This is a genomic window from Mycobacterium sp. THU-M104 (genome assembly GCF_049197365.1).
Classification (GTDB): Bacteria; Actinomycetota; Actinomycetes; order Mycobacteriales; family Mycobacteriaceae; genus Mycobacterium.
The window spans coordinates 1-11,210 of record NZ_JBMIOP010000127.1; the positions used below are offsets into that span (position 1 = coordinate 1).

The window sequence follows — 11,210 nt, forward strand, 5'->3', positions numbered from 1 at the left end:
CCCCTGGCCCAGGCGACCGGCCTTGTGCCCGCCTCGTAGCGACAAACCTTGCGGCGGCCGGATTTGTCGCTACGAGGCGGGCACATCGGCACGTCGCCCAGACTTGTGAGGCGTGGGTTAACCGAACAGCACGTCGGGGTTGAGGATACCCGCCGGGTCGAAGCTGGCCTTGATGCGGCGCATGAGGTCGACCTTGACCGGGTCTTCGAGTTCGAGGAAGTACGGGGTCTTGGCGCGGCCCAGGCCGTGTTCGCCGGAGATGGCGCCGCCCAGTTCCATGGCGAACGCGAAGATGTCGGTCATGAGCTGCTTGCGCGCGGCCGGGTCCTTGCAGAAGATCGCCAGGTGCACATTGCCGTCGCCGGCGTGCCCGCAGCCGACCGCACCGCCGCCCGCGGCCCCCGCCAGCTCCCGCGCGCCGGCAAGGAATTTCGGCATCGCGCCGCGCGGCACCACGGTGTCGATGATGTCGTCGGCGCCCATCGCCTTGGCCGTCCAGAACGCCTTCTCGCGGGCCTCGATGAGCTTGCGCGCCGAGGCCCCTTCGAGCACGTAGGCGTCGGCGGCGCCGAGCTCGACCAGCAGCTCGCCGGCCCGCTCGACGTCCTCCTCGAGCCGTGCTGCCGTCCGGCTCTCCAGCGCCACAACGAGATACGCCTGGCAGGCGTCGCGGACCTGATCGGGGATGCCCAGCTCCAGGTGCTGGGTGTGGACGAGCGCGGCCATCGTCATGGTGTCGACGTATTCGAGGATGTAGGGGCCGAGGCCGCTGGCCGCGATCGCCGGGACCGCCGCCATCACCTGATCGAAGTCGCCGAACGGGGCCAGCACGGTGGCGCTGTGTTCGAGCCGCGGGTGCAGCTTGACGATCACCTCGGTGGCCAGCGCCAGGGTGCCTTCGGAGCCCACGATCAACTGCGTCAGGTCGTAGCCGGTGGACACCTTGGCGATCCTGCCGCCGGTGCGGATGATCTCACCGGTCGGCAACACCGCCTGCAGGCCGACCACGTTGTGGCGGGCGATCCCGTACTTGACCGCGTTCATCCCGCCGGCGTTGGTGCCGACGTTGCCGCCGACGCTGGAGGACAGTTCGCCCGGGTGGACCATGTAGCGCAGCCCGAATCGGGTGGTCTCGGCGTCCAAATCGGTCAGCGTCACTCCCGGTTGCACGACGGCGACCTGGTTGACCGTGTCGACCTCGACGACGGCGTTCATCCGCTCGAAGGAGATCAGCAGCCCGTCGGCCCGGGGGATCGCCGCACCCGACAGCCCGGTGCCGGACCCGCGGGCCGTCACGGGGATTGCCTGCGCGGTGGCAACTTTCAGCAACTCCGCGACCTCCTGCGCAGTGGCCGGCTTGGCGACGCAGGCCGGCCGCTGCGGGACCGCAGTGAGTTCCTCGTCGTGGCCGTAGTCGTCGGGGATCGCGTCACCGGTGAGCAGGTTGGCGGCGCCGACGATCTGCGCGAAGCGCGTCGCGGTCATTGGTCCAACACCCGCAGCGGGTGCAGGCCGTCGACGGCGCCGACGAACGGGGGATGGATGCTGTAGCCGATCATGCGTTGAATGTCTGCCGAGAGTGTGCGGGCGACCTCGCGGGGCACCGACAGGGTGAAGGCCTCCATCGGTCGCAGCCACGGTTGGCAGTACTGGGCGGTGATGGCGAGCCGGTCCCGGTCGGTGGTGTTGGCGCCGCCGCCGTGCCAGAGGGTTCCGACGAAGAAGACGCACGAGCCGGCGGGCATGACGACCGGCAGCGCCGGGTCGTCGGGCCCGGGTGGGCGCCTGCCCCAGCGGTGACTGCCGGGCAGCACCACCGTGGCTCCGTTGTCGGCGGTGAAGTCGTCGATCGCCCAGATCGTCGCGGCGGCCAATGGTTCCCGCGGCCGCGGGATCGGGTAGAAGCCGTCGTCGTGGTGGGCCAGCTGCGCGGACTCGCCGGGCTGGATGTTGATGGCCTGCAACGCCGACAGCAGGTAGTTGGGCATCAGGAGCCGGTCGAGCACGGCCAGCACCCGCGGGTGGTCGGCCAGGCGGTCGCACACCCGCGTGCGGCTCAGCACGCTGTAGATGCGCTGCGTGCGGCGGCCCTCGAAGGAATTGCGGCCGGTGTGTCCCAGCCAGGGGCCGACGGTGTCGCGGATGGACCGGCGCTCGTCGGCGTCGAGCAGGTTCTCCCACACGACGTACCCGTCGCGTTCAAGGGCCGCCATGTCGGTGTCGACGACCGCGCGGTCCACCGAGGCGCCGCCGGTCTGGGTCCAGCGGTGTCGGCCCGCGAGATCTCCCTTGAGGTCGTCCAGCGTCGTGACGGGATCGTCGTCGATGGTCATACACGTGACCCTGGCCCCAACGCGACCGCGGGTCAAGTGCCCCAGTGCTCGGCGCGTCCCCTGGTGCAGGTGATTTGTTCGGTAGGTCGCACGCCGCGATATTCGGCGGCGGAAACAATGTCCTACACTTATGCTACGTTTGTAGCATGTCTGAGGTAGGGTCCCGCGAGCTGCGCAACGACACGGCGGGGGTGCTGCGGCGCGTGCGGGAGGGCGAAGACGTCACCATCACCGTCAAAGGCCGGCCCGTCGCGGTGCTCATGCCCATTCGTCCCCAGCGCCGACGCCGGCTGAGCAAGGCAGAGTTGCTGTCGCGATTGTGCCGTGCTCAAGCCGATCCCGGGTTGCGCGAGGATCTCCGCGCGCTCGCAGGCGACACCACCGACGATCTGGGGCCCATCCGATGACCGAGACGCGCGCGGTCGGAGTGCTGGATACGTCGGTGTTCATGGCGACCGAAAGCGGCCGGGGCCTCGATGAGTCGCGCATCCCCGACGAGGTCGCCACCACCGTCATCACCCTCGCCGAGTTGCGCGCCGGCGTGCTGGCCGCGGCGTCCTCCGAGGTGAGGGCGCAGCGCCTTGCGACACTGGAAGCCGTGGGGGACATCGAAGCGCTGCCCGTCGACGACGAAGCGGCGCGCATGTGGGCGCGGCTTCGGATCCATCTGGCCGAGAGCGGTCGACGCGTGCGGGTCAACGACCTGTGGATCGCGGCCATCGCGGCATCGCGAGCGCTGCCCGTGGTCACCCAAGACGACGACTTCGTCGCCCTCGAAGGTGCCGCCGGTCTGACCGTCATCCGGGTATGACCGGCCTAGCCTGCACGGCGCCTCGGTGTTGGTGTCAGCGGCGTTTGGCGGATCGGGCCGCGGCGTTGAGCGCGTCGTAGGCGGCGTCGAGGCGTTGTCGCCGGCGACGGTTGGGTTCGTGGTTGGCTTCCGCGGCCACGGCGTCGATCAGCTCGTCGAGCTGTTCGGCGGTGACCGCGAGGACCGCATCGCCGCCGTGGGCGCGGATTGCGAACACCAGCCGTTCGAGTTCGGCTTCCAGGAAGGCCAATTCGCGGAGCGCGGCGGCCACCTCGTGAGAGACGACGATCTGGTGCACGGCGCCCACGAGCGTCGGCCGTCGACGGCGCAGATCGAAGGGCGATTCCTCCCAGTTGCTGATCACGCCGTCGTCGCCGCAGGTGCCGCATCGCCAGGCGATCGGTAAGCCCGGCTCGTTGCGTTGCACGATCATCCGACCGGGGCAGCGACGGTTGGCGGGCCGACGCCGGCACGGCAGCGCGCTCTCCCAGGCGATCAGGGCGTCGCCCGCCGTTGCCGCCCGCACGATGGTGCCCAGGTGCTCGGCCAACCGGCGGGCCGGTCCCGGCGCGTCGGGGGGCATGTCGAGAAAGTGCTCCAGGTCGGTCACGTACATGCGCGTGACGGTATCCGATGCGGGCTTCGGAGGCGCTGTTGCGATGGCAACCGTTGGGCGACGAGGCGCAGCCGGCGGGCGCCTGGTCAATGCACCACCGGCTCGCGGCGAAACGAGGCGGTTCGAGCCGGTGCTTGCACTACGCTCCCGGGCATGCACGCGGGGCTCTACGAGTCGCTGCTGACCGAGCGGTTGAACCGGGCGTTGGCTGAACGCGCTGACCTGCGTCCCGAGATCGGCCTGGTCGATGATGCCGAGCAGCCAGTTGCTCTCGCGCGCCATCTCACACCGCTCATCGAACGCTCGCTGCGCGCGGCCAGAACCCCGCAAGACCGCGTCGATGTGGTACGCCGAATCCTGGCAGCGTTGCCCGACCCCGGCGCGATGACCGGTGCGTTGCATCAACGCGAGGTCGGGAAAATCGAACGGCTCGACGAGGTCATCGAGGCCAAGCGTCTCGGCGCCACCCGTTTGCCACGGCCCGTCACCCCGTTGTCCGACGCTGCGCTCATGACCAACGGACACAACGAGCCGACCTTGGCTGCCGAGCTGCGGGCCGAGCTCGCCAGCGCCGATCAGGTCGATTTGTTGTGCGCGTTCGTCAAGTGGCAGGGCCTGCGGCTGCTGGAGGACGAACTCGGTGAGCTGCGACGGCGCGACGTGCCGCTGCGGGTCATCACGACGACCTATCTCGGGGCCACCGACGCACGCGCCCTCGACGCGTTGGCCGACGAGTTCGGCGCGCAGGTGCGGGTCAATTACGAGACCCAGCGCACCCGGTTGCACGCCAAAGCGTGGTTGCTGCGCCGTAACACCGGCTTTCACACCGCCTACGTGGGCTCGAGCAACCTGTCACACGCTGCCCTGGTCGACGGGCTGGAATGGAATGTTCGACTGTCGGCGGTGTCGACTCCGCACCTGCTGGAGAAGTTCCGCGCCACCTTCGAGTCGTATTGGCAGAACCGCGAATTCGAGTCCTACCGACCGTCATCGGACGGGGACCGGCTGCGCGCGGCGCTGGCCACCGCCGCCGGTGGGCGTCCCAAGGGCGGGCTTGCCGTCACACTGTCTGGCCTTGAGGTGCACCCCAAGCCATTTCAGGCCGAGATGCTCGAGGAGCTCGATGCGGAGCGGACATTGCACGACCGGCACCGCAATCTGGTCGTGGCGGCCACCGGGACTGGAAAGACGGTGGTTGCCGCCCTGGACTATCGGCGCCTCGTGCGCGAACGACACGGCCGCGACTTGACGCTACTGTTCGTCGCCCACCGCAAGGAGATCCTCACCCAGGCCCGGCGCATGTACCAGGAGGTGCTGACCGAGCCGACGTTCGGTGAGCTCCTCGTCGGTGGGGACCAGCCGATCACGTGGCGGCACGTCTTCGCCAGCATCCAATCGCTCTCGGCTGAACGGCTTGCCACCATCGATCCCGGCCATTTCGACGTGGTCGTGGTCGACGAGTTCCACCATGCCGAGGCGACGTCCTATCGGCGACTACTCGACCATGTGCGGCCCATCGAACTGCTCGGCCTGACCGCGACACCCGAGCGCGGCGACGGCGTGGACGTCCGCGAATTCTTCGACCGGCGAGTAGCTGCCGAACTTCGACTCTGGGACGCCCTCGAGCAGCACCTGCTGTGCCCCTTCCACTACTTCGGGGTGCACGACGGAGTCGACCTGGGCGACTTGCAATGGAAACGCGGCGGATACGAGTTGTCCGCGTTGAGCAACCTGTACACCGGCAACGACGCGCGCACGCGCATTGTGCTGAAAGAACTGCGCGACAAGGTGTTCGACGTGGCTGCCATGCGCGCACTGGGCTTCTGCGTCAGCATCGAGCACGCCCGCTACATGGCGGATCGGTTCGTCGCCGCAGGAGTTCCGGCCCGCGCGGTGTCGGCGGACACAGCGCCCACCGAACGTCAGGAAGCGCTGAAAGCTCTTCGCGACAGGGAGATCAATGTCCTGTTCGCCGTCGACCTGTTCAACGAGGGGCTGGACATCCCCCAGGTCGACACGGTGTTGTTCCTCCGGCCGACCGAGAGTGCCACCGTCTTCCTGCAGCAACTCGGCCGCGGCCTCCGATTGACCGCGGGCAAGACGGTGCTGACCGCGCTAGATTTCGTCGGGCACCAACGCCGTGAGTTCCGCTTCGACCAGCGCTTTCGCGCGCTCACCGGGCTGGGACGCAAACAGCTGATGCGGCAGCTGGAGCAGGGCTTCCCGTTCCTGCCCGCGGGGAGCCAGATCGTGCTGGACTCGGTATCTCGGAAACTGGTGCTGGACAACATCCGACAGCAACTGGCGCCGCGATGGTCAGCTCTCGTTTCCGAGGTGCGGGCGCACCCCAACGACAATCTCAGTTCCTACCTGGACGCTTATGGTCGCAGTGTGGAAGACGTCCTGCGCACCGGTAGGTCGTGGACGACGTTGTGCCGCGACGCCGGCAAGGCCGTCGGTGCACCGGGCCCGCGCGAAAGCGACCTGGTCAAACGGGTTCGAGCGTTGGCCCATGTCGATGACCGGCGCCGGCGTGCTGCTTACCAAGCCGTCCTTCGCGGTGGCGTGCAGACCGAGAGCCCGGGCGAACAGCGGCTGGCCGCGATGCTGTTTTTCTCGCTGTTTCCCAACGGAAGCGGGTTTGACAGCATCGCAGCAGGGCTGGCCGCTCTGACCGGCGAGCCCGTGGTCAAGGAGATGCGCCAGGTCATCGACATCGCGTTCGACAATGCGCGGCGCACCACCTACCCGCTGGGCGAGCTCATTGGTGAGCTGGCCGATGTCCCGCTGGCCGTGCACGGCAGCTACTCGCGGGAGGAGATCTTGGCCGCCCTTTCGTTTGCGTCGTTGCGGCGCGCGCCGAGCACCATGCGGGAAGGGGTCGCCTGGTGCGAATCGGCCAACGCCGACGCCTTCCTCATTACTTTGAAGAAGACGGAGACCGACTACTCACCAACCACGATGTACCGCGACTTCGCCCTGAGCCCAGAGCTATTCCACTGGGAATCGCAGTCGACGACGTCCTCGTCATCGCCGACCGGGCAGCGTTACATCCACCACCGCCAGCTTGGCTCGCACATCCTGCTGTTCGTGCGCGAAACGAAGAGCAACGCGGTGGGCACCTCGCCGTACGTGTTCCTCGGCCCGGCGGACTACGTCTCTCATGAGGGGGAGCGGCCGATGGCGATCACGTGGCGGCTTCGGCAGCTGATGCCCACCGAGGTGTTCATGGCTTCACGGGCGGCGGTGGCGTGATAATCGGTCTGTATTCACTTCCACGACAACGGGAAACTGATATCGAGCCGTGCGGTCTGCTTGTACCCCGACCACGTTGGCACGCCGGCGGGCTGCACGCGGTAGATGCCGCGAGCTGCGGACACCACTCGGTCATGCTGGGTCGGCCACTGGATCTCGGATGCGATCTGCTCGAGCACCGTTCGGTCGCGCTCCAACACCCTGTCGACGATTGACACCGCCGGCAGCGCGGCACTTTTGTCGGCGTTGCAGCGAGCACACGCGAGCACCAGGTTGGCCAGCCCGTCGATGCCGACAAGAGACCACGGCAGCACATGATCGACCGGATTGTTTACCGGCAGGTGCCTGCCGCAGTAAAAGCAGTGCGGGCCGAAGGCCTCCTTGAACGGCTCGCGGACGGCGACCAGAGCGGTGCGCTCACGGCCGAACAGATGACCCGCGACGTCGGGAACCTCCTCGTCGAGGAACGTGTTCATGCGACGCACGTCATCAACCCACATGATCTCCAGTGCGGGCTTGAGCAATCCGGCGAGGCGGGCGAGGCCCTGCGCGACGCCGGGCTTGAGATCGATGGCGTCGCCGTGAGCGCGCAGCGTCGACCGCGACACCTGGTCGTGCAGGAACGCGTCGTCGTACAAGAATGGATCGCTGGTCGAGGCGCCAGGCAGTTTCTGCAGCCGGTGCAACGGCTGCTGCGCCAAGCACAGCGTGATCTCGTCGATGGCGCTTCGGTATTCGTTCGGCGCGCGCAGCCTGGCGACGTCGACCGACACGCCGGCGCGCCCGGCTCCTGCCGCCGCACGTAAGGCATTCGTGGTGATCAGGATTCGTGCGCGCGGTTGTGTCGATTGGCGCAACTGCCGGCCATCGAAAGGGCGTATCTGCTGCCAGTAGGTTTCCATCACCCGATGCGCCAGATCGGGAATCGGCACCCGCAGCGCGTCGGCGGGCCGTTCGGGCATGTTCTCGATGCAGTGGTCGATCAACGCCATCAGCGTGGCGAGCTTGTAGGTGGCTGTGCGCAGGCCGGTCTCGAGGATCGCGACCACTCGTTGCCCGAGCAGCAGCGGGTCCGCCGCGTCACTGCTCATGGCGCATCCTCGTTGTCAGGAAGGCGAGTGAGAACTGACGGCGGCCGCATGCTGGGCAGCTCTTCATGGCAAGCTGCGCGAAGAGGTCGACGAGCTCATCGCGGCGGCGGCTACCGACGCTCTCATCGACGAGGCTGCCGAAGTCCTCGAAGTCCTTCGGGCGATCATCGCCCAACGCGGCGTTACGTTCGCAGAGATCGTTTACGCCGCACGGCGCAAGCGCGCCGAGGCGGGAGGCTTCCACTCGCGACTGTGGTTCGACGGCGTCGACTCGGGGGCGACGGAGTAGCGTTTTGCTGCTCAACCAATGTCGGGCACCCATTAGTGCCACCATGTAGTACATGGAGAGGATCGGTGTCCGGGAGCTTCAGCAGAACGCCAACCGCTATCTGGCCAAGGTCACGTCCAGCGGAGACCCCATCGAAATCACCGAGCACGGGCGTCCGATCGCCCGGCTCGTCCCCATCACTGACGACCCCTGTGCGGACACAATTGTGGCCGGGGAGATCACCCCGGCGGCGGGCGGCGGAAACCTCCGGGACATCGAACCCATAGCAAGCGACTTTGACGCCTCCCAAGCGCTCACCGAGCTGCGTGCCGGGCAACTATGAGGACGTAGCTCGACACGTCGGCGTTGGTTAAACGCGTTGTCTCCGAAGGTGCATCGGCGGCGCTAAACGCCTGCCTGCGCTGGGTCGGCGACGACACGCTGTTCACTGCGGCGCTTACCCAAACTGAGCTCGTCCGCGCCGCCGCCCGGCGTGCCGGAACTGAGCTGCGCGAGGTGCGGCGTCCCGTTCCTCGAGCGTCTGCTCGGGCAGATCCCCGTTCTCACATTGCTTTCGAGGCTGAGGACACCGAAATCAGTTGTAAGCGGTACTCGCCCCGACCCCATGCGTCGTGCTGATGAGCTTGGCGATGCAATGGTCACGGTCCAGTGCTTGGGCCCTGCACCATGCCAGCGGGTCGGCGGAGTCAGGATAGGGCATGCCCACGATGGTGACCCAGAAGTCGGATGCCGAGAACGTCGACCAGTCACCCGACCACAGCAGCCGCACGTCGGGATAGCGCTGCCGGAGGTCCAGATGCTCCTGCAGGGTCATGGTGTTGTCCCACACCACACCCTGATCGACGACGCCAGGACGTTTGGAGCTCAGTTGCGGCACCCAATGGCCGGCGAGATTGGCGGCCACGAAGGGCCGGTCCTCGTCCGCGATTTGGCGCAGGCGCTGCTCGGCGTCCAGCGGCGCGGAGGCGGCCGTGCTTTGCGGGTAGACCGGCTGCGTGGTCGAGGACGGCTCTGTGTCGTATGTGGTCACGGTAGGCGGGGTGTAAGCGAGTGTCGGCGACGGGGACTCCGGCTGGGTATTACGCTTCGCGACAACACTGATCGTGTGCACAATAACGCCGACGAGCAGCAGCGCTGCGGCGACGATCAGGCTTGGCACCAAGTACTTTCCCTGGCCTGGTGTTGCCGGCGGCATTGGGGGAGCGATGTATTGGGCGTTGAAGGGCGGATAGCTACTCGGCGCCGCTACGTTTTGGGGTGCAAGCATCGTCGGGGCGCCGGCCGCTGACGCTTCTGCTGAGAGGGCGCGCCGGTACTGCCGTAACGGTCATCGGGGTGTTTGGCCATGCCGCGGGCGACGACGTCGTCGAATGACGCCGGAACGCGGGCATTGACCGCACTGGGCCGCGGCGGTGGGGACGACAGGTGGGCCGCGATGACCTGGTCGCTGTGGCCCGCGAACGGCTTGTGGCCCGTCAGCACCTCATAGAGTACGCAGGTCAGCGAATAGATATCGACAGCCGGTGTCGCATCGGATTCCCCGAACCGCTCCGGCGCCATGTAGTCGAAGCTGCCCACCTGGTAGCCCGCCATCGTCAGGTGGGTGTCACCTCTGGCCTCGGCAATGCCGAAGTCCACCAAGTAGGCGAAGTCTTCAGGTGTGACGATGATGTTCTGCGGTTTGATGTCCCGATGGATCGGCCCTTCGGCATGCGCGGCATCCAGCGCCGCGGCGACTTGGCCAATGATGTCGGTTGCCCGCTGCGGTTGCAAGGCGCCGTCTTTAAGCATGTCGTGCAGGGTCTGGCCCCGGACCAGCCGCATGTCGATGTACAGGACACCGTCGATCTCGCCCCAGTCATGGATCGGGATGACGTGCGGCTCCTGCAGAATTGCCGCGGCGCGCGACTCACGCAGGAACCGCGCACGAAACTTCTCGTCGTCGGCGTACTGCTCGCTGAGCAGCTTCAGCGCGACCGTTCTGCCCTTGTCGGTGTCGTAGGCCTCATACACCTTGCCCATGCCGCCCGTACCGAGCAGCCGGACAACCCTGTACTTGCCGAACATTTCGCCGACGCGCGACGCCACCGCACCCCTGCCTTTCTTTCCGCCAGGGTCAGTATCCGCTGAGCTGGGTGAGCCGCGCAGCCGTTTGCCGAGGCGTCTTGTCGCCGCGCGATGTGGCTACTCTGGCGCGGTCGAGCAGACACGGAATCGCACTCACGACGCCCGATTTCTGCGATTCCGCGTCTGTTCGCCAATTAGTCCTTCCCGCAACAGCCGACGTCGGCAAGCCGGTCCAGCTGCTCGAGGAATTGGTGGGCTTCGCGGTAGGCGGCGGCCGTCGACGGCTTTTGGCAGGGCATCTTGCGCAGCACCGACGCCGCGGTCCCCAGCCGCACCAGGACGTCACCGACGTCGGCTTCCGGAATGTCCACCACGGCGCCGCGGTAGGTGCTCACGATGCACTGGATCGCCTTGGGCAACCGCTTGGCGTCCGGGGTGATGCCGTCGGCCAGCAGGTACGGCAGCTTCCAGGTATGCGGGTCGTTGGCGGCGCCGACGTAGGCGAAGCACTGCATGGCGACGTCGTATTTCGGGTGCAGCTCACCGGCAGCCCCGAGATCCACATCAGACGTCGTGTCGCCAATGCGATGAGACAGCGCCCCGAGGCCAGTCGGCAGCTCCGGGCGCAGGCGGTAGATGCCGTGAACCGACAACCACCACAGATCCTCGGGGGCTTCCTCGGTGTCAAGTTGCAGCCACACCCGAGGGCGCAAACCGCCACCGACGACGTCGGCCGCGTACAGCATCA

General features: G+C 67.2%; 10 protein-coding genes and 1 pseudogene. 4 read left to right on the top strand and 7 right to left on the bottom strand.

Translation table 11 applies throughout. The features are described from left to right. Positions 1-117: 117 nt before the first annotated feature. Both ACOJVU_RS11090 and ACOJVU_RS11095 read right to left on the bottom strand, forming a co-directional pair. A complete protein-coding gene (locus ACOJVU_RS11090) occupies positions 118-1,485 on the bottom strand; it encodes an FAD-binding oxidoreductase (RefSeq protein ID WP_421529830.1) in 1,368 nt (455 codons plus the stop codon). After that, a complete protein-coding gene (locus ACOJVU_RS11095) occupies positions 1,482-2,333 on the bottom strand; it encodes a phytanoyl-CoA dioxygenase family protein (protein ID WP_421529831.1) in 852 nt (283 codons plus the stop codon). Before ACOJVU_RS11095 ends, ACOJVU_RS11090 begins: the two co-directional genes overlap by 4 nt. A gap of 146 nt (positions 2,334-2,479) precedes the next feature. Between ACOJVU_RS11095 and ACOJVU_RS11100 the strand changes: the two genes are divergently transcribed. Together ACOJVU_RS11100 and ACOJVU_RS11105 are read left to right on the top strand one after the other, a co-directional pair. Beyond that, positions 2,480-2,740 (top strand): type II toxin-antitoxin system Phd/YefM family antitoxin, encoded by a 261-nt coding sequence (locus ACOJVU_RS11100; RefSeq protein ID WP_421529832.1) that lies wholly within the window; start codon positions 2,480-2,482, stop codon positions 2,738-2,740. Next, a complete protein-coding gene (locus tag ACOJVU_RS11105; RefSeq protein ID WP_421529833.1) occupies positions 2,737-3,144 on the top strand; it encodes a type II toxin-antitoxin system VapC family toxin in 408 nt (135 codons plus the stop codon). The genes ACOJVU_RS11100 and ACOJVU_RS11105 overlap by 4 nt, the downstream gene beginning before the upstream one ends. A 34-nt stretch (positions 3,145-3,178) precedes the next feature. Here the strand turns inward: ACOJVU_RS11105 and ACOJVU_RS11110 are convergent, their stop codons facing one another. Next, positions 3,179-3,760, bottom strand: a complete 582-nt coding sequence (locus ACOJVU_RS11110; RefSeq protein ID WP_421529834.1) for a hypothetical protein — start codon at positions 3,758-3,760, stop codon at positions 3,179-3,181. 153 nt (positions 3,761-3,913) lie between these two features. On the opposite strand from ACOJVU_RS11110, the gene ACOJVU_RS11115 reads away from it, so the two are divergent. Then, positions 3,914-7,015: a DUF3427 domain-containing protein gene (locus tag ACOJVU_RS11115; RefSeq protein WP_421529835.1), complete on the top strand. Its 3,102-nt coding sequence runs from the start codon at positions 3,914-3,916 to the stop codon at positions 7,013-7,015. Positions 7,016-7,029: 14 nt separating this feature from the next. On the opposite strand, the gene ACOJVU_RS11120 is transcribed toward ACOJVU_RS11115, so the two are convergent. Together ACOJVU_RS11120 and ACOJVU_RS11125 are read right to left on the bottom strand one after the other, a co-directional pair. Further along, positions 7,030-8,106 (bottom strand): HNH endonuclease, encoded by a 1,077-nt coding sequence (locus ACOJVU_RS11120; RefSeq protein WP_421529836.1) that lies wholly within the window; start codon positions 8,104-8,106, stop codon positions 7,030-7,032. Then, complete coding sequence (locus tag ACOJVU_RS11125; protein WP_421529837.1) at positions 8,096-8,350, bottom strand: hypothetical protein; 255 nt, start codon at positions 8,348-8,350, stop codon at positions 8,096-8,098. Before ACOJVU_RS11125 ends, ACOJVU_RS11120 begins: the two co-directional genes overlap by 11 nt. A gap of 97 nt (positions 8,351-8,447) precedes the next feature. Between ACOJVU_RS11125 and ACOJVU_RS11130 the strand changes: the two genes are divergently transcribed. After that, positions 8,448-8,717, top strand: a complete 270-nt coding sequence (locus ACOJVU_RS11130) for a type II toxin-antitoxin system Phd/YefM family antitoxin (protein ID WP_421529838.1) — start codon at positions 8,448-8,450, stop codon at positions 8,715-8,717. Between the two features lie 252 nt (positions 8,718-8,969). Here the strand turns inward: ACOJVU_RS11130 and ACOJVU_RS11135 are convergent. After that, positions 8,970-10,483, bottom strand: a pseudogene (locus ACOJVU_RS11135) (protein kinase domain-containing protein). A 173-nt stretch (positions 10,484-10,656) separates the two neighbouring features. Then, positions 10,657-11,210: hypothetical protein (locus tag ACOJVU_RS11140; RefSeq protein ID WP_421529839.1), on the bottom strand; the 554-nt coding region annotated here is incomplete at its 5' end.

Coding starts and splice junctions, on each gene's coding strand:
- ACOJVU_RS11090 (WP_421529830.1), bottom strand. CDS start 1,485: ATGACCGCGACGCGCTTCGCGCAGATCGTCGGCGCCGCCAACCTGCTC.
- ACOJVU_RS11095 (WP_421529831.1), bottom strand. CDS start 2,333: ATGACCATCGACGACGATCCCGTCACGACGCTGGACGACCTCAAGGGA.
- ACOJVU_RS11100 (WP_421529832.1), top strand. CDS start 2,480: ATGTCTGAGGTAGGGTCCCGCGAGCTGCGCAACGACACGGCGGGGGTG.
- ACOJVU_RS11105 (WP_421529833.1), top strand. CDS start 2,737: ATGACCGAGACGCGCGCGGTCGGAGTGCTGGATACGTCGGTGTTCATG.
- ACOJVU_RS11110 (WP_421529834.1), bottom strand. CDS start 3,760: ATGTACGTGACCGACCTGGAGCACTTTCTCGACATGCCCCCCGACGCG.
- ACOJVU_RS11115 (WP_421529835.1), top strand. CDS start 3,914: ATGCACGCGGGGCTCTACGAGTCGCTGCTGACCGAGCGGTTGAACCGG.
- ACOJVU_RS11120 (WP_421529836.1), bottom strand. CDS start 8,106: ATGAGCAGTGACGCGGCGGACCCGCTGCTGCTCGGGCAACGAGTGGTC.
- ACOJVU_RS11130 (WP_421529838.1), top strand. CDS start 8,448: ATGGAGAGGATCGGTGTCCGGGAGCTTCAGCAGAACGCCAACCGCTAT.